Source organism: Nocardia asiatica NBRC 100129 (genome assembly GCF_000308415.1).
Classification (GTDB): Bacteria; Actinomycetota; Actinomycetes; order Mycobacteriales; family Mycobacteriaceae; genus Nocardia; species Nocardia asiatica.
Genome location: NZ_BAFS01000125.1, coordinates 22144 through 38897, shown reverse-complemented (window position 1 = coordinate 38897; position 16754 = coordinate 22144). Strand labels below are relative to the sequence as shown.

Genomic DNA, 16754 nt, shown 5'->3' with positions numbered 1-16754 from the left:
GCAGATCGGGATGCTTGGACCGCTCGAGATCCGAGCAGATGACGGCGGATCGATAGCGATACCGGGCGCTCGGTTACGGGCCTTGTTGATCGCCCTTGCCCTCGAACCGGGCCGCCCGGTTTCGAAATCGGCCCTGGTCGAGTGGATCTGGGGGGAGCAACCGCCCGCCGACGCGGCGAACGCCTTGCAAGCACTGGTCTCCAGGCTGCGCAGGGTGCTGCCGGACGGGTCGCTCGACGTGCAGGCGGGCGGCTACCGGCTGATCGTGGAACCCGGCGCGGTCGACGCCGTGCGCTTCGAACAGCTCATCGACCAGGCTCGCGGTGGTGCGGACGGACGACAGGCCGAGCTGCTGCGCGAAGCACTCGAGCTGTGGCGCGGTGGACTGATGCAGGACGTCGGCATGCAGGACAGCGCGGCTTTCGACGCGGTGGTCACCCGGCTCGAGGGGCTGCGCCTGGCCGCCATGGAGGATCGGTACGAGGCGGAGATCCGCCTGGGCCGGGGCACCGAGCTGATCACCGAGCTGACCGAGCTGGTGGCCCGCCACCCCGTGCGGGAACGGCTGGTCGCCGCGTTGATGCGTGCGCTCGGCGGCGCGGGTCGTGCCAACGAGGCACTGGTGGTGTACCAGCAGGCCCGGGAGGCCCTCGCCGACACGCTGGGCGTCGACCCCTCCCCTGAACTCTCCGAACTGCACGTCGCGCTGCTGCGCGGCGAAGTGCGAGCAGAGGAGACCGATCGCAGGACGAACTTGCGGGCCGAGTTGACCACTTTCGTCGGCAAATACGCCGACATCGCCGCCGTGCGCGAACTCATCGCGCACCATCGGCTCACCACGTTGACCGGGCCCGGTGGCTCCGGCAAGACCAGGCTGGCTCTGGAAACCGCCAGGACCCTGCTCGACGACCTACCGGACGGAGCCTGGCTGGTGGAGCTGGCGTCCGTCGGAACGAGCGGTGACGTGGCACAATCGGCGCTCGCCGCGCTCGGGCTCCGGGACGCGCTGCTGGGCGGCGCACCGAACGCGGAACCGATGGACCGGCTCGTCGCGGCGATCCGCGAGCGTGAAACGCTGTTGATCCTGGACAACTGCGAGCACGTGATCGAGGCCGCGGCGGCGTTCGCGCACCGGCTGCTCGGAGAGTGTCCCCGGCTGCGGATCCTCGCGACGAGCAGGGAACCGCTCGGCATCACGGGTGAGGCGTTGTGGCAGGTCGTGCCACTGGCGTTGCCCACCGAGGACGCGGAGCCCGGCGCGATCGAGTCCTCCCCGGCCGTTCAGCTGTTGCGGGACAGGGCCGGTGCGGTGCGCCGGGATCTCGCGGCCGATGCCCGCGCACTGTCGACCATGGCGCGGGTGTGCCGGGCGCTGGACGGGATACCGCTGGCGATCGAACTGGCCGCGGCCAGGCTGCGCACCATGTCCCTCGATCAGCTCGCCGACCGGCTCGACGATCGGTTCCGCCTGTTGACCGGCGGCAGCCGTACCGCGCTGCCACAGCACCGGACGCTGCGGGCGGTGGTCGATTGGAGCTGGGAGCTGCTCACCGACGCCGAACGGCTGGTCCTGCGCAGGCTCGCTGTGTTCGCGGGCGGCGCGAGTCTGGACGCGGCCGAACAGATCTGCGCAAGCACGGAAAGCGGGCCAGAAGGGCAAGCGGACGGGAAGAACGTCGCGGTCGAGCGGTGGGAGGTGCTCGAACTGCTGACGGCGCTGACCGAGAAGTCGCTGCTGCTCACCTCGGGGGACAGCGGGCCGCGCTATCGGATGCTCGACACGATCAAGCAGTACGCCCGGGAACGGCTCGTGGATGCGGGTGAATCGGATTCGGCGCGCCGAGCGCATCTGGCGTACTTCACCCGGCTCGCCGACACCGCGGAACCGCACCTGCGCCGCGCCGAGCAGTTGGAGTGGCTCGCCACGCTCGAGGTCGAGCACGACAACATCGCTGTCGCGATGCGCGGCGCGCTCGCGGCCGAGGACACGACCGGGGCGATGCGGCTGGCGGCGGCGGCGGGCTGGTACTGGTGGCTCAGCGGGCACAAGGCCGAAGGCATGGAGCTGATCATCGCGGCCGCTGACCTGCCCGGTGAGGTGGACGACGAGATCAGGGCCAGGGTGTACGGGCTGGTCGTGCATTTCCTGAGTTCCGGGCCCAGTGACGAGCACCATGTGGAGGAATGGATCCACAAGGCATACCGGTTCAGCCGGAGCAATCAGGGCGGATACCCGCTGCTGGGGTTCGTCGCCGCGCTGGAACGCATGTTGCAGGGGCCGGACGCGCTGCTGCCCGCGTTCGAACCGCTGCTCACCCACGACGATCCCTGGGTGCGGGCGCTGGCCCGACTCCAGCTCGGCAAAGCGCGGATCGCGCTCGGGCAGGAGGAGCGGGAGGCGGACGCGTATCTCGAGGCGGCGCTCGCCGAGTTCCGGGCCATCGGCGAGCGCTGGGGAATTTCGTTCGCGCTGACCGAGGTGGCGAATCGAATCGCCACGCGCGGCGAGTTCGCCGGTGCGTGCGCGCATCTGGACCAGGCGATCGCGGTGGTCACCGAGGTCGGCGCGATCGAGGACGTTTTCCTGATACGGGCGCGGCAGGCCCAGCTGTACTGGCTGCTGGGCGATGCGGAGGCGAGCGCGGCCGCCATGGCCGAGGCGCAGCGGTACGCGGATCGGTCCGCGTGGCCGAACGCACTGGCCGAACTGGCCCTGGCGAATGCGGAGCTGGCCCGCTGGCGGGATGACACGGAGGAGGCACACCGGCAGATCGACGTCGCGACGACCCTGTTGAGCAGCGATGCGGAGGGGGTCTACGTCACCGCGGTAACACACAACTTGCTGGGCTACCTCGCCGATGGACTCGATGAAGCCCGCGAACGACACGCCACGGCCTTGCAGGCGGCAGCCGCGACGGGATACGCGCCCCTCATCGCCCAGGTACTCGTCGGAATCGCGGACCTGGCGCTGCGTGAGGACCGAGCCGAACAGGCCGTGCGGCTGCTCGCGGCGAGTACGCGAGTACGCGGCCTGCCCGATCGTTCCAACCCGGACGCGACCCGGATCGAGCGGACCGCACTAGGCCGCCTCGATGAAGCGCGATTCACCGAGGCGACGAGGGAGGGCGCGCAAGCGAGCTGGCGTGAACTGGCCGCCACAACGCTCCCCTGCTGAACATGGCGGAACCGGCTGCGCCCCGGTGCACGACGCTGAGGCGGTGTCGTGCACCGGGGCGCCGGTGCGGTCGGTTCGGTGGAGCCGGCTGCGCTAAGCGGCGGTCGCGTGCCGAATGATGATGTCGCCGTAGGAATTGCGTGCATACACCTGCACGGTTTCCGCGCTGTCGCGCGGCCGCTCGACCGGTCCCATCTGGTTCCGCACGGTGCCGTGCTGGGCGTTGACTTCCAGCCGTGCCGCGCTGCCCGGATGGATGCCCACCTCGAGTTCGCCCATGGATGTCTCCAGCCGCAGCACGCCGCGCGACGCTTCGCCGATGCGGATGTCGCCCTTGGCGGTTTTCGCGGTCACCGAACCGCGTGCGCGCTCGAGTGCGATGTCACCGGCGGACACCGCCAGGTCGCACTGGCCGAGTTCACCGGAGCCCAGCAACCGGCCCACCGCGGCGGTGCCCTTCAGCCGGGAGCCGTTGGGTACCTCGATGGTCACCTCGATCGACGGGTTACCGCCGAACGGGGTGTAGGTGCGCCAGTCCTTCGGCGTTCGCACAGTGAGGGTTCCGGCGGCGAAATCGACCTGGGTTTGCTCGGCGGCGCGCACGTCACCCTTCTTGGAGTCGTCGGCAGGCCGGACCTCGACGACGGTGTCGGTGCGGTCGGAGGCGATCACGGTGACGCTGCCGGAGAGCACCTCGACGGTGACGGCGATCGGTTCCGGTGTCTCGAAAGTAGGCATGGCGGTATTCCTTCGGGTGTGATGAGGATTCGGTGTGTGTGCGTCGGGCGGCCGACCCGGCCGACGAGCCGATCGGTGCTGCCGACGCCGGCGGAGCGCACTCGATGAGCACCCTCGGCCGGGCTGGCTACGTGGGCTGTCCGCCCCTACGCCCGCTTGGTGAACGTGGCGCGCGACCACAGGTAGCCGACGAGGGCGAACCCGGCGCACCAGGCCAGCGCGGCCGCCGTGTGGCCGCCGGACGGGTGACCGGCGAGAAACCCGCGCATCGCTTCGATGATCGGCGTGAAGGGCTGATACTGCGCGAACTGCCGGATGCCCTGCCCCATCTGGTCGGCGGGCACGATCGCACTGCTCACGAAGGGCAGCATGATCAGCGGCACCACGGTCATGCCCGCGGCTTCCGGAGTCTTCGCGGCCATGCCCAGTGCGACCGTGAGCCAGGCGGCCGCGAACGACGTCGCCGCCATGATGCCGATCGCGCCGAGCCAGTGCAGTGCGGTGGCCGAGGACCGGAACCCCAGCGCGAAAGCCACCCCGAGGACGGCCGCGATGGCTACCGCGTTGGTCGATATGGTGGCCACGACGTGACCGGTCAGTACGGCGCCACGGGAGACGCTCATGACCTTGAACCGGTTGATGATGCCCTTCGCCATGTCGGAACTCACCGAGACCGCGGTGCCCGACAACCCGTAACTGATGGCCAGCAGGATCATGCCCGGCGTCGCGTAATCGATGTAGTTCTCGCCGACGTCGAACGCGTTGCCGAACACGTACACGAAGATCAGCATCATCACGACCGGCATCAGAGCCGCGTTGAATATCGTGACCGGAGTTCGGGCGATGTGCTTGAAATTGCGACGCAGCATGATCGACGAATCGGCCAGCGGTGCGGAAATGGTGCTCATTGTGCGTTGGCCTCCGTGGTCGCGTGACCGGTCAGGGAAAGGAAAACGTCGTCGAGGTCGGGGGTGTGGACGGAGATCTCTTCGGCCTCGATCGAGTGTTCGTCGAGCCGATCCAGCAGCTCCCGCAGGGACTTCGTCCCGCCGTCGCCCGGGACCCGCAAGGTCAGAGCCTCGTCGTCGCGGGTGGCGCCGGGCAGGATTCGCGCGGCCGCGGCCAATTCCGTGACTTGGATGAACCGGAGCCGGATGTGGCTGCCGGGTACTCGGCGCTTGAGGTCGTCGGGAGTCCCCTCGCCGACTATGCGGCCTTGGTCGAGCACCGCGATCCGGTCGGCCAGCTGATCGGCTTCCTCGAGGTACTGGGTGGTGAGGAAGATCGTCACACCGTCGGCCGTCAGTTCCCGGACGATTTCCCACATGGTGCGGCGGCTGCGCGGATCCAGTCCGGTGGTCGGCTCGTCCAGGAAGACGATGTCCGGCTTGGTGACCAGCGTCATCGCCAGGTCCAGTTTCCGGCGCATCCCGCCGGAATACGCCGACGCAGGCTTTCGCGCAGACTCCACCAGATCGAACCGTTCGAGCAATTCGGTGATCACCCGTTTGCTCTCCCCGGCCCGCAGATGGTGCAGATCCGCCATCAGCCGCAGGTTCTCTTCCCCGGTCAGCAGATCGTCCACCGCCGCGAATTGACCGGTGACCCCGATCGCCGCGCGTACCGCTTTCGGCTCGGTCGCGATATCGTGCCCGGCTACGCGCGCCGTGCCGCCATCGGCTTTCAGCAACGTGGTCAGCACGTTCACGGTCGTCGTCTTACCCGCCCCGTTCGGGCCGAGCAGCGAGAAAATCGTACCGGCGCCGATATTCAAATCGATGCCATCGAGGATCGTTCTGTCCCCGTACGACTTCCGAAGCCCGGAAGCCGTAATCGCTGAGCTGTTCATGTGAACACTGTCGCCAGCCCCGCTGATACCGGCCTGATACCGGCCTGACACGTCCGCTGACACGATGTTCGTGCTGGTCACAGGGACAGAGAAGGGGCGGACGGCCTCTTTCCGGACGCTTGGTCAGTGGTCCGCGAGGGCGCCCGCCGCTTGCCCGGTGGGCGGATTCAGCACGTATCGCCCATCGCTCTGCCCGATCGAGCGCGCGCGAATCTCACCGGCGTCGCGGCCCCGTTACGCTCGGCGCGGCGCGATGCGGCGTCGAGCCGGAAATAGTTGCGCGCCTCGCGAATGGGAGGGTAGCAACCGGTCCGGTTACGACCGATCCGGCCGGGACCGATTCGGTTGTGACAGATGGGGTTACGACGCCTGGGGTTACGACCGATCCGGGTGCACCGCGCACGGCTGCGCTCGCAGCGCCGAGGATTGCCCTGATGCCGACCACGCCGATTGCGAGCGGTTGCGCAACTCCCGTCCCTCGACGGGAAGCTCGTGACCTATCGGCGGTGGAACGAAATCCCTGATGGCCGCCTCGTCGGGTGAGCGCAATTCGGGTGAGGGCAATGGGGACAACTTCGTGCCGCGCGCAACGCCGCAGTGAATTCACCTCGAGGCTGACCCGCTAGCCGCTACGGTCCGAGGTGGGTGCAGGGTGCCCACCCCCTGAGGGTGCCCCACCCACCCGGGGGGTGGGCACCCTCCACCCCCCGGGGCCCCGAAGGGCTTGTGTGGGTTCGGCCCGCACCGTCGCAGACCACCCATAGCAATCAACTCTAAGTCCCTGCACGGCCGTAGGCGATAGTTCGCTCCAAGTTGGCCCTTGACCGGCCGATCCTCCACGCCGGAGCGTTGACCAGCGCCTACGTGAGAGATGCTGGCTCGCCGCCTAGTTCGCTCTCAACCTGCTTCGTGGCAGGAGAAGGCCGCCGGAAGGACTGGGTAGCTAGATTCGGGTGCGGGAAGGCGTTGGTGTCAGGGCTAAGGCGGCGGCGATGGCCGCTGCGGCGAGAGCGGCGGTGGCGGGCCAGCCCAACCAGCCCACACCGGCAGCCCCGATGGCGGTGCCCGAAGTGCCGCCGATGAAATAGACGATCATGTAGGCGCTGTTGAAGCGGGCCGGCGCCGCCGGGTCTATCGCGAGAACCGTACTTTGATTGGCCACCTGAGCTGCGAACAGTCCGGCGTCGAAGAGGCCGAGGCAGACCAAGGTTACGGCGGCATGCGACAGGAAGACGCTCAGCGCCGCGGTGGCGGCGATAGCGAGCACGAGCCCCGCCACGATCACTCGCTGGGCACCGATGCGATCGGTCCATGCCCCCGAAACACGGGTGGCTACGACGCCGAGGAGACCGGCGAAGGCATACATGCCGATTTGTTCGGCCGAGTACGAGAACGGCGGCTGGGCCAGTGCGACCGCGAGCCCGGCCCAAACCGCGCAGAAAGCGAAGAACCACAGCGCGCCGCGACCGGCGGCCCGGCGCAGCGCCGGAAACCGGGTGTACAGACCGGGTGTCGCGCGCAGCGTCGCCAGATAATCGACAGCGGCACTCCCCTGCGCGGCGGGTAACACGAAACGAGCGACGACCGCGACGGCGGCACATGCCACAGCGAAGACGGAGAGCATGCCGCGCCAGCCGATCGAATCCGTGAGCCACCCTCCGACGATTCGGCCCGCGAGCACCCCCGCCGAAATGCCCGCTGTCACGATTCCCAGCGCCGTGGCCTGCCGCGCCGCTCCCGCGAAACGCCCGGCGATCGAACTCAATTGCGCACCGACCGACGACCCCGCTCCGATCAGGCCGACTACGAATCCGAGCAGCCAAGGAGAACCGACCGCCGCATTCGCCGCCAAGGCGCCTGCCAGTGCGCCGAATTGAACCGATACCACGGTGCGCGGCGCGAATTGGTCGACCAGTGGCACCAAGAGCGCTAGCCCCACGAGATAGCCGATCGGTCCGCAGGCCAGAGCCGTGCCGATCGCCGCGAAGGAAGTGTGCAGCGAACCAGCCACCTCCGCGATGGCCGGTTGCAGCGGGTAGACAGCGGCGGTGCCCAGCGCGGCCGCCAGCGCCATGAACCAGACGACGAGGCTCCGCAAAGCGGTAGCGCCCCTCTTACCCGGAACGAGATCGGTTTCCATTGCATCGACGCTAAGAACACCGAGCAGCGGATTCCGGCGGGAAAAGGACGCGACCGTCGGCGACGGCCGCGGCGGGTTCGACTCAGCCGGCGGGTTCGGTCGATTCGACGGCCTCGTCGTACACCTGACATGCGTCGCGGACTTTGGTCGCGAGGAATCGCAGACGCTCGGCGGTGAGGTAGCCGCCGCGAAAAGCGGTCTGGTCCAGCTCGGCGGCCACTTGGTCCAGCGCCAACCGCGCGAATCGGATCTGATCAGGCATGATCATGTTTTACCGGCGATTCCCGACAAAAACACCACCCCACGCCGGGAAGGGGAAATGGCAGCCCGACGATATTCGGCCGTGCCGATTTCGAATAGGTCCAGGACGCACGGCCGAACGATCAAGAATTATTCGACACGGCCTGCCGGATGGCGTTTACGGCAGCGGTCGGGGCGTAATCAGCGGGAACGCCTTCCACCAGAATGATGTCGCCCTCGATGTGCCGCGAGCGCAGCGGTGCGATCTCTCGATAAGCGGGTGAATCCCACCAAGCCCGCGCCTCGGCGATCCCGGGAAAGCCGATCATCACGACGGCGCCGGGCCAGCTGCCTTCCTTGACCTCATGTTGTGCCGCGTGCACGAGATAACGGCCGCCGTAGGGTTCGAAGGTGCCGGGGAGGCGCTCGATGTAATCGGCGATATCCGGGTGGGGATCAGCGTCTTGCAGGCGGGCTATGGCGTAGGCGGGCATGGCTCGTATCTCCGGTCGATCAGGTTTCGTTGTGCCGTGATCGTGGCACGCCGAAGGCCCGAGGTCGATTACCCGCCAGGTAAGCGGCACTGGGCTTGCGCCCCTGAGCCGGCAGGCGCGAGCCGCGCGCCGGTAGTCGGCTCTGCGCGAACCCGAGCCGCACGGTCCTGTGCGTACGCGATGACCTTCGCCGCGTTGACCGACGTGTCCCGCGCCGTGGCGCACACCTGGAATCGGTGGCATGCCTCGTCCAGCTGCGGGCCTGGTCCGCGCTCGGCGAGCAGCACGACGATCGCCTCTCGCGCGCCGATCTGCTGATCCGGGAGGGCCAGCAGTTCATCGAGGTAACGGCCCGGTTCCAGCAATCGCAGCGCACGGCGCGCGCAGGCGTGCACCCGCCGGGGCAACTCGGCGCGGACGGCGTCGACGTCCGCCTGCAGCACCCGGCCAGGTTGGGCCGGGTCGACCCGCAGGGACCAAAACTCGGTCGCGGCGCCGGGCATACCGTGGGCGTCGATCAGTCCGGGACCGCTCGCCTCCTGGAACGGCGCGGGTGGCAGACCCAGCTGCGCGTCGCGCCAGTTGGCGAACTCCCACCAGGCGGTGGGCGTGGCACTCAGGCTCAAACCGAACTTCAGCTCCTGCTGCCCGTCGGTCCAGGTACGCGATGTCCTGGTGCGGCCGACACGGGCCACGCCCTCCGGCACGACCCGCACCCAGCTGGCCTCGGAGCCGTCGAAGCCGTACGGCTGCAGCAATTTTCCCGCCGCGCGCGTCAGTCGGCGCAGCGCCGCGTCCGGTCCGACCATGCGAGCAGATTAGCCGGGCGCACCGACACGTTCGTCGAGCCGATAGCGAAACGGGCACGGCGGCGTGCCGTCGGCCGGGCCGGGTACCCAGTTCGCACAGCGACCATCGATAGCACCTGGCACACCACGCCCTTGCGCACCCGGCCCTGGACGACTGAAGGAGAGCGCTATGCCGGCGCGACACCGCACCTATCTCGTCCGTCTCGACCCCTACCTGCTCGTCGAAAGTGCGACACCGAGGGGGATTCGGGGGAAGTTCTTCGACTGGTTGCAGACCGTCGACGCCGAGGTCGTCGAACTCTGCGGCGCCGATCGCGTCGTCATCGCCGCCGCGCCGGAGGTAGCGGACCGGATCAGAGACCTCGAGTACGTCCTCGACGTCGAGCGGCACGAATAACCGGGCCGCAGCGCATCCCGCTCCGGCGGTGCGGGTCAGCCCACATAACGGCGGGCGACAGAACGCCGCTGAGATCCTTCCAATCGGACGAGACCGGCCTCCACCTGCGGCGGGAGCACTCTTCGTTCGCGCAGCACCCACGGTAGTCCGCGCAGTGTCTCGAAAACGGCCGCGGCCGTCGTCAGATCGGGCGGGGCCGACCTGAGCACGACGGCGGTCCGGCGGGCGGCGCTGCGGGCAGGTCGGCGCAACCACAGCGTCCACAACGTGTTGCGGATACCGAGTCGGCGACGAAGGGTCGAATCACGGCTGCGGGAGGGCTCGTGATGGATGAGCATGTCCTCGATCCAGCACATCCACCAGCCCCGCGCGGCGAGGTCCAGCGCGAGCAGTTCCTCCTCGCCGCCGAACCACAAGCGCCGGGAGAAGCCGCCGACCTCCCGGAACGCGCTGACCCGGAAGGCGGACAGCGCCGCCAGCACGCCGAGCAGGGCGGGACCGGGCAGCCAATCGGGCCCGTGCACCGGTGAATCGCGCAACTCCGGCGTGATCGGGTCCTCGCGGAGCTCGGGCGCGACCAGGCATCGCCCGGTCACCGCGGCCAGGCCGGGGAACTGGTCGAGCAGGTCGGCGGCGCGGGTCAGCGCGCCCGGCTGCCATCGGGTGTCGTCATCGCAGAAGGCCACATAGGGCGTGACCACCCGCTCGACCGCGATGTTTCGCGCCACCGCCCCAAGATTGTCGCGCGAGCGGATGAGCCGCACCGTCGGGAACGCCGCGGCGACCGCGTCCGCGGTGCCGTCGCTCGACCCGTTGTCCACGAGGATGATCGGCGCGGCGTCGGCGAGCGCGGTCATGTGCGCGAGCGTTCGCAGCAGTTGTTCACGCCGGTTGTGGCTGATGACGACGACCGTCATTCGTTCCGCGACCATCCGGCGACCTCCTTCCATCGGCGAGTTCCAGCAGCCTGGCCCGGTGCTCCACGTGCGGCGGCAACAGACGCCGCTGCGCCAACGCCCACGGCAGACGGCGAATGATCCCGCCGACCGCCAGCAACGTCGCGGGGTCGCGCGCCGCTCGACCCAGCAGACCGGCGGATTCGGCCGCGCACCGCCGTAGCGGCCGCCGCATCCAGGCGATCAACGCGTTGTTGCGCTGTTCGACCCGTCTGCGCCACGCGTGCGGCGGTCGTCGCGCCGAGGGGTGGTGGTGGGCGCGCACCTCCGCCACGTAGCAGAGGTCCCAGCCGCAGGCCGCCAGATCGAGGGACAGCAAGCGTTCCTCGGCGCCGAAATGCAGCAGTGAGCTGAATCCGGCGGCCTGCAGGTACGCCTCCTTCCGCACGATCGCCGCACAGGCCAGGAAGCCGAGCACCGACGGACCGGGCAGTTCGGGAGGATGTCCGAGCGGGCTGGTCGCCATCAGTTCGTTGACGGGATCGTCGCGGTGGTCGGGGCCGACGAGCGTGCGTCCTGCCACGAGGCCGAGCCGGGGATGCGCGTCCAGCACCCGCTCGGCTTCGGTGAGCGCGTCACCGGCCCACCACGAGTCGTCGTCGCTGAAGGCGACGTAGGGCGTCCGGGCGATCGCGACGCCGAGGTTGCGCGCCGCCGCTCCGAAATTGCGCGGGAGCCGGATGACTTTCACATCCGGGAACGCCTCCGCGGCGATGGCGGTGTCGTCGGCGGACGCGTTGTCCAGCACCACGATCGCGGGACGCGGCCGCAGTGCGCGCAACTCGGTCAAGGTGCGGATCAATTCGGGAGCGCGGTTACGGGTTGCGATGACGACCGTGGTCCTCGCCCCGGCCCGAGCGCTCACGCCGAGCGTCCCAGGCGCGACCCGTCTGTCGGGTTCTGGATCGAGGCGACGGCCGCCTTCCCGGCCGTCGCCTCCGCGTGTACAGAACTGGGCCACCCGGTGACAAGTACCCGCATGTCTCGGCGCGTACCCCGCTGCGCGGCTACCCAATCAGCATCCCAGCGATCTTTCGGCAACGCTTCCGGCCACCGTCGTCTCGGGGGTATGTGGCAGGCCGGACGAGCAGCGGCCGGAAGTCGCCGTGCCGGGCAGCGTCTCGGGCCCGTTACGGGAGCCGTGGCCGCCTAGCCGCCGGCAGGGCGCAAGTGGACGACTTTGGTCTGGGTCATCTCGTCCAGCAATTCAGGGCCGTAACCGAAGCCGGTTCCGCTGGCACGGCGGGGGTGCGCCGCTCCGCCGGGCGCCCCACCGAACACCGCGTTGATCTTCACCGTGCCGACCGGCAGTTCGCGCCAGGCGTACTGGGCATGGGCCAGCGACGGAGTGAGCACGGTCGCCGCGAGCCCGTAGTCGTCGTTCGCGGCCTCGGCGATGCCCTGTTCGAACGAATCCACCACCCGGACCGGCGCGACCGGACCGAACGTTTCCTCACGCATGATCCGCATGGTCGAATCACAGTGAGTCAGCACGGTTGCCGGATAGTGCGCCCCGGCGCCGTTCGGAATGGCTCCGCCCGCCATCAGGCCGGCCCCGCGTGCCACCGCGTCGTGTACGTGGGCATGCACATGATCGCGATGACGCCGGTCGACAAGCGGCGCAGGGCTCCAGGACTCGGCTTCGGTGATCAGGGCCGCGAGAAAGGCATCCGCGACGTCCCGGTGCACGAAAATTCGTTCCACCGACACGCAGATCTGCCCGGAGTTGGCGAACGCGCCGAGCGCCGCCTGCCCGGCGGCCCAGACGGGATCCACACCGGCGTCGACGACGAGGGCGTCGTTGCCGCCGTTCTCCAGCAGCGCCTTGGCGCCGGTCGCCGCAGCGCTTTTCGCGATCGACCGGCCCGTCGCCGTGCTGCCGACGTGCGCGATGACGTCCACGTCGGACCGTGCGGCGAGGAGTGCGCCGACCCGCCCATCGCCTTGGACCGTCTGGAGCACGCCCTCGGGCAGCCCACGAGCGAGTAGATCGCCGAGCAGAGCACCGGTATGCGGTGCGCGTTCGCTCGGCTTGTACACCACCGTATTCCCGGTGACCAGCGCCGCGCCGAGCAAACCGCAGGACACCGCGACGGGGTCGTTCCACGGCGTCAGGGCGACGACCACACCGCGAGGTTCCCACACCATGAAGTCGGTCGCTTCGAAGTCCCCTTGCAGGCTCTTGCCGCGGTGCACCGGTCCCAGTTCGGCATACTGCTCCAGCGTCGCGGCGCCGGCCAGTATCCCCTCCTTGCCCTCGGCCCGCGGGCGTCCGGTCTCGGCCCGGTTGAGTTCGGCGAGCTCATCGGCACGCTCGCGCAGCAGAGCGGCGCCCGCGCGCAGCGCAGCGGCCCGCTCGGCCGCCGGAGTTCGTGCCCACTCGGACCGAACCCGATCGGCCAGCGCTACCTGCCGATCGATCTCCGCGATGCCGGTCATGGGCACCGTACCGACGGCGGCGCCGGTAGCGGGGTCGCGGATGTCGATCGTCTCGGTGGCCCGATGGTCAGTGGGGAACGTGACGGCGTTCGGTGCGCTCATAGTCGCGGGCGTTACCTGGCGCGAACGGTTCAAACCATCGTCGGCTATCGGCAGCCGTCGGCGCGGGGCCAGGTTTGATCCTGCGGTTAGAGGCAAGAGCTATCGACATGGCCGAGATGACCGGACGGCTCACGGTGCTGTTGTGGCACGTGCACGGGTCCTGGACGACGTCGTTCGTCCGAGGGCCGCACCGCTATCTGGTCCCCGTGGTCGACGGCGGCGGCCCGTGGGGCCGCGGACGGTGCGGCCGCGACTGGCCCTCCGCCGAGGACGTGCCCGCGGCGCGATTGCGCGCGACCGAGCCGGACGTGGTCGTTCTCCAGCGCCCGGAGGAGATCGAGCTCACCGAGCGCTGGCTCGGTCGTCGTCCCGGCGCGGACATCCCGGCGGTCTACGTCGAGCACAACGCTCCGCGCCCCAGCGCGGCGACCACCCGGCATCCGCTGGCGGATCGCACCGACATCCCGATCGTGCACGTCACGCATTTCAACAACCTGATGTGGGACAACGGGAAAGCGCCCACCCGGGTGGTACCGCACGGCATCGTGGACCCCGGCCCGCTGTACACCGGCGAAGTGCCACACGGCGTAGCGCTGATCAACGAACCGGTGCGGCGCGGCAGGATCACCGGAAGCGATCTGCTGCCCGACTTCGCGATGGCGGGGCCGATCGACCTGTACGGCATCGGGGCGGACGAATTCACGGTGGACACCCCCACCGGGCACCCGATCCGCGGCATCGGCGACCTCCAACAGGGCGCGTTGCATCCGGAAATGGCGCGCCGAAGGGTGTATCTGCACACCGCGCGGTGGACCTCGCTCGGATTGTCCCTGCTCGAAGCCATGCATCTGGCCATGCCGGTCGTCGCCCTCGCCACGACCGAGGCCGTCAGCGCGGTGCCGCCGGAAGCGGGCGCCCTCTCGTGCGACGTCGCGACACTGACCGCGAAGTTCCACGAATTCCTGCACGAACCCGATCTGGCGGTGCTCGCGGGCAAGTCGGGACGGCAGTTCGCGCTGGAGCATTTCGGCCTCGAGGTCTTCCTGCACCGGTGGGATTCCCTCCTCGCCGAGGTCACCGAATGAAGGCAGTGTCCCGGAGTGCAAAGGCGGAATCATGAAGATCGCGATGGTGTCCGAACACGCAAGCCCGCTCGCCGGATTGGGCGGCGTCGATGCCGGTGGACAGAACGTCCACGTCGCGGAGCTGTCCGCGGCTCTGTGCAGGCAGGGGCACGAGGTCACCGTCTATACCCGCCGCGAGGACGCGCAGGCGCCGCCCACGGTCACCACCGATCAGGGTTATCGGGTGGTCCATGTCCCGGCCGGGCCCGCCCAGCCGTTGCCCAAGGACGAGTTGCTGCCGTTCATGGGCGATTTCGGCGCCTTCCTGCACCTGCACTGGCGCCGCCTGCGCCCCGATGTGGTGCACGCCCACTTCTGGATGTCCGGGCTGGCCGCGCTGCGGGCCGCTCGCCCCGCCGACATCCCGGTGGTGCAGACATTTCACGCGCTCGGCGTGGTGAAACGCCGTTACCAGGGCGCGAACGACACCAGCCCGCCCGACCGGGTGCGCCTGGAACGATCGATCGCCGAACAGGTCGACCGCATCATCGCCACGTGTTCCGACGAGGTTTTCGAACTGGCCAGGATGGGCGTGCCGCGCTCGCGAACGTCGGTGATTCCCTGCGGCGTGGATCTCGAGCAGTTCACGCCCGACGGGCCGAGCGCGCCGAGGTGGGCCGAGCACCGGATGGTCAGTGTGGGCAGATTGGTGCCGCGCAAAGGTTTCGACACCGCCATCACCGCGCTCACCGACCTGCGCGACACCGAGTTGGTCGTGGTCGGCGGTCCGGACCACGGCGAGCCCGCCGACGACCCGGAAGGCAGGCGATTGCTTGCACTGGCGGACGAACTCGGCGTGCGCGACCGGCTCCACATGCTGGGGCAGGTGCCGAGAGCACGGATGGCCCCGCTGTTGCGGTCGGCGGATGTGGCGGTGTGCACGCCGTGGTACGAACCGTTCGGCATCACACCGCTGGAAGCGATGGCGTGCGGGGTTCCGGTGGTGGCCGCCGCCGTCGGCGGTCTCATCGACACGGTCGTCGACGGTGTGACCGGCAGGTTGATCCCGCCGCGGGCGCCCGCGGAACTGGCCGCGGCGGTGCGCGATCTGTTGGTCGAACCCGAGACCAGGCAAGCGTACGGTCGTGCCGGACACGATCGGGTCGAGGCGCGTTATTCGTGGGAACGGATCGCCGCGGAGACCCTCCATACGTACCGCCGGGTGACCGCTCAGCACGAGAGCGGTCCCGGGGACAGCGGTCCGGATCGCGACGTTCGCGCGAGCGGTCAAGGGTAGGTGAGGACGTGACCGAACCACGAGAACGCGCGTTGGTCACCGGCGGTTGCGGATTCGTCGGATCGCACCTGTGCGAGCAGCTGCTGGACGCGGGCACAGCCGTGGTCGCGCTGGACAACTTCGCCACCTCCGCACCGGACAATGTCGCCCGGCTGCTGGACCGGCCCGGGTTCGAACTCCGCCGGCACGACGTCACCGATCCGTTGCCCGCGATGGGCGGTTTCGACGTCGTCTTCCACCTCGCGTCGGCCGCGTCGCCGCCGGACTACCTCCGGCTGCCGATCGAGACGCTGCGAGCGGGTTCGCTCGGGACCGACAACGCCCTCGGCCTGGCCGAGCGGAACGGGGCTCGCTTCGTGCTCGCGTCGACGAGCGAGGTATACGGTGACCCGGCGGTCCATCCCCAGCCCGAGGGCTATTGGGGGCACGTCAATCCGGTGGGTCCACGCAGCGTCTACGACGAAGCGAAACGGTATGCCGAGGCGCTGACCATGGCGTATCGCCGGAAACGAGGCGTAAATGCCGGAATAGTCCGCATTTTCAACACCTACGGTCCCGGGATGCGCACCGACGACGGCCGGATGGTGCCCACTTTCATCGCACAAGCTCTGGCGGGCGAGCCTCTCACCATCGCGGGGACCGGCGAGCAGACCCGCTCCCTCTGTTACGTCCTGGACACGGTGCGCGGCCTGCTCGCGCTGGCGTCCACCGACCACCCGGGACCGGTCAACATCGGCAACCCCCACGAGGTCTCCGTGCGGTGCCTGGCCGAGGAGATCCGGGCGATGACCGGCAGCCGGTCCCCGGTGACGTACGTCGAGAGCCCGGTCGACGATCCGCAGCGGCGCTGCCCGGACATCTCGCTGGCCCGGCGCCGGCTGGGCTGGTGGCCGATGGTCACCCGCGCGGAGGGGCTGCACCGCACCATCGACTGGTTCGCCGGACGCGCTTCCGCGTCGGCTGAGGAGTCTTTGCGCTGATCAGCGCCGTGCCGCGAATCGGTTTAGTGGTGACTTCAGCGGGTAGCGCCAGACATATGTCAGCGGGCAGACCG

Annotated in this window: 15 protein-coding genes; 5 read left to right on the top strand and 10 right to left on the bottom strand. The window is 69.1% G+C overall.

What is annotated here, in order from left to right:
• The first annotated feature begins 82 nt into the window (after window positions 1-82).
• Window positions 83-3175: an AfsR/SARP family transcriptional regulator gene (locus ON27_RS11930; RefSeq protein WP_063711309.1), complete on the top strand. Its 3093-nt coding sequence runs from the start codon at window positions 83-85 to the stop codon at window positions 3173-3175.
• A gap of 93 nt (window positions 3176-3268) precedes the next feature.
• Here the strand turns inward: ON27_RS11930 and ON27_RS11925 are convergent, their stop codons facing one another.
• From ON27_RS11925 to ON27_RS11895, 7 genes are all read right to left on the bottom strand, one after another.
• Window positions 3269-3913 carry a DUF4097 family beta strand repeat-containing protein gene (locus ON27_RS11925; protein ID WP_043724465.1) on the bottom strand — a complete coding sequence of 215 codons (645 nt, stop codon included), beginning with the start codon at window positions 3911-3913 and terminating at the stop codon, window positions 3269-3271.
• 146 nt (window positions 3914-4059) lie between these two features.
• Window positions 4060-4821, bottom strand: coding sequence for an ABC transporter permease (locus tag ON27_RS11920; protein WP_043724461.1), 762 nt, complete (start codon window positions 4819-4821; stop codon window positions 4060-4062).
• Window positions 4818-5762, bottom strand: a complete 945-nt coding sequence (locus tag ON27_RS11915; protein WP_043724504.1) for a daunorubicin resistance protein DrrA family ABC transporter ATP-binding protein — start codon at window positions 5760-5762, stop codon at window positions 4818-4820. The genes ON27_RS11920 and ON27_RS11915 overlap by 4 nt, the downstream gene beginning before the upstream one ends.
• A 943-nt stretch (window positions 5763-6705) precedes the next feature.
• A complete protein-coding gene (locus tag ON27_RS11910; protein WP_051046460.1) occupies window positions 6706-7902 on the bottom strand; it encodes an MFS transporter in 1197 nt (398 codons plus the stop codon).
• A gap of 82 nt (window positions 7903-7984) precedes the next feature.
• Complete coding sequence (locus tag ON27_RS11905) at window positions 7985-8164, bottom strand: DUF6374 family protein (protein WP_157227165.1); 180 nt, start codon at window positions 8162-8164, stop codon at window positions 7985-7987.
• A gap of 121 nt (window positions 8165-8285) precedes the next feature.
• Window positions 8286-8636 carry a DUF1330 domain-containing protein gene (locus tag ON27_RS11900; RefSeq protein ID WP_043724453.1) on the bottom strand — a complete coding sequence of 117 codons (351 nt, stop codon included), beginning with the start codon at window positions 8634-8636 and terminating at the stop codon, window positions 8286-8288.
• Window positions 8637-8704: 68 nt separating this feature from the next.
• The gene (locus ON27_RS11895) at window positions 8705-9445 is read right to left on the bottom strand and encodes a hypothetical protein (RefSeq protein ID WP_063711308.1); all 741 of its coding nucleotides are present in this window, start codon (window positions 9443-9445) and stop codon (window positions 8705-8707) included.
• A gap of 169 nt (window positions 9446-9614) precedes the next feature.
• Here ON27_RS11895 and ON27_RS11890 point away from each other — a divergent pair, with 169 nt between their 5' ends.
• Complete coding sequence (locus ON27_RS11890; protein ID WP_043724449.1) at window positions 9615-9842, top strand: hypothetical protein; 228 nt, start codon at window positions 9615-9617, stop codon at window positions 9840-9842.
• A 35-nt stretch (window positions 9843-9877) separates the two neighbouring features.
• Here ON27_RS11890 and ON27_RS11885 read toward each other — a convergent pair whose 3' ends face one another.
• The 3 genes from ON27_RS11885 to ON27_RS11875 all read right to left on the bottom strand — a co-directional run bounded on the left by ON27_RS11885 (window position 9878) and on the right by ON27_RS11875 (window position 13339).
• Window positions 9878-10774, bottom strand: coding sequence for a glycosyltransferase family 2 protein (locus ON27_RS11885; RefSeq protein WP_043724445.1), 897 nt, complete (start codon window positions 10772-10774; stop codon window positions 9878-9880).
• Window positions 10725-11663, bottom strand: coding sequence for a glycosyltransferase family 2 protein (locus ON27_RS11880; protein ID WP_051046461.1), 939 nt, complete (start codon window positions 11661-11663; stop codon window positions 10725-10727). The genes ON27_RS11885 and ON27_RS11880 overlap by 50 nt, the downstream gene beginning before the upstream one ends.
• Before the next feature lie 284 nt (window positions 11664-11947).
• Window positions 11948-13339 (bottom strand): aldehyde dehydrogenase family protein, encoded by a 1392-nt coding sequence (locus ON27_RS11875; protein ID WP_051046459.1) that lies wholly within the window; start codon window positions 13337-13339, stop codon window positions 11948-11950.
• A 107-nt stretch (window positions 13340-13446) separates the two neighbouring features.
• On the opposite strand from ON27_RS11875, the gene ON27_RS11870 reads away from it, so the two are divergent.
• From ON27_RS11870 to ON27_RS11860, 3 genes are read left to right on the top strand one after another with little or no spacing between them, the layout of a single operon-like run.
• Window positions 13447-14424, top strand: coding sequence for a glycosyltransferase (locus tag ON27_RS11870; protein ID WP_245559919.1), 978 nt, complete (start codon window positions 13447-13449; stop codon window positions 14422-14424).
• Window positions 14425-14455: 31 nt separating this feature from the next.
• Complete coding sequence (locus ON27_RS11865; protein ID WP_051046458.1) at window positions 14456-15700, top strand: glycosyltransferase; 1245 nt, start codon at window positions 14456-14458, stop codon at window positions 15698-15700.
• A gap of 8 nt (window positions 15701-15708) precedes the next feature.
• Window positions 15709-16680: a UDP-glucuronic acid decarboxylase family protein gene (locus ON27_RS11860; protein ID WP_043724442.1), complete on the top strand. Its 972-nt coding sequence runs from the start codon at window positions 15709-15711 to the stop codon at window positions 16678-16680.
• The last annotated feature ends 74 nt before the right edge of the window (window positions 16681-16754 follow it).

Coding starts and splice junctions, on each gene's coding strand:
- ON27_RS11895 (WP_063711308.1), bottom strand. CDS start 9,445: ATGGTCGGACCGGACGCGGCGCTGCGCCGACTGACGCGCGCGGCGGGA.
- ON27_RS11925 (WP_043724465.1), bottom strand. CDS start 3,913: ATGCCTACTTTCGAGACACCGGAACCGATCGCCGTCACCGTCGAGGTG.
- ON27_RS11885 (WP_043724445.1), bottom strand. CDS start 10,774: ATGGTCGCGGAACGAATGACGGTCGTCGTCATCAGCCACAACCGGCGT.
- ON27_RS11910 (WP_051046460.1), bottom strand. CDS start 7,902: ATGGAAACCGATCTCGTTCCGGGTAAGAGGGGCGCTACCGCTTTGCGG.
- ON27_RS11905 (WP_157227165.1), bottom strand. CDS start 8,164: ATGCCTGATCAGATCCGATTCGCGCGGTTGGCGCTGGACCAAGTGGCC.
- ON27_RS11915 (WP_043724504.1), bottom strand. CDS start 5,762: ATGAACAGCTCAGCGATTACGGCTTCCGGGCTTCGGAAGTCGTACGGG.
- ON27_RS11875 (WP_051046459.1), bottom strand. CDS start 13,339: ATGAGCGCACCGAACGCCGTCACGTTCCCCACTGACCATCGGGCCACC.
- ON27_RS11890 (WP_043724449.1), top strand. CDS start 9,615: ATGCCGGCGCGACACCGCACCTATCTCGTCCGTCTCGACCCCTACCTG.
- ON27_RS11865 (WP_051046458.1), top strand. CDS start 14,456: ATGAAGATCGCGATGGTGTCCGAACACGCAAGCCCGCTCGCCGGATTG.
- ON27_RS11870 (WP_245559919.1), top strand. CDS start 13,447: ATGGCCGAGATGACCGGACGGCTCACGGTGCTGTTGTGGCACGTGCAC.
- ON27_RS11920 (WP_043724461.1), bottom strand. CDS start 4,821: ATGAGCACCATTTCCGCACCGCTGGCCGATTCGTCGATCATGCTGCGT.
- ON27_RS11900 (WP_043724453.1), bottom strand. CDS start 8,636: ATGCCCGCCTACGCCATAGCCCGCCTGCAAGACGCTGATCCCCACCCG.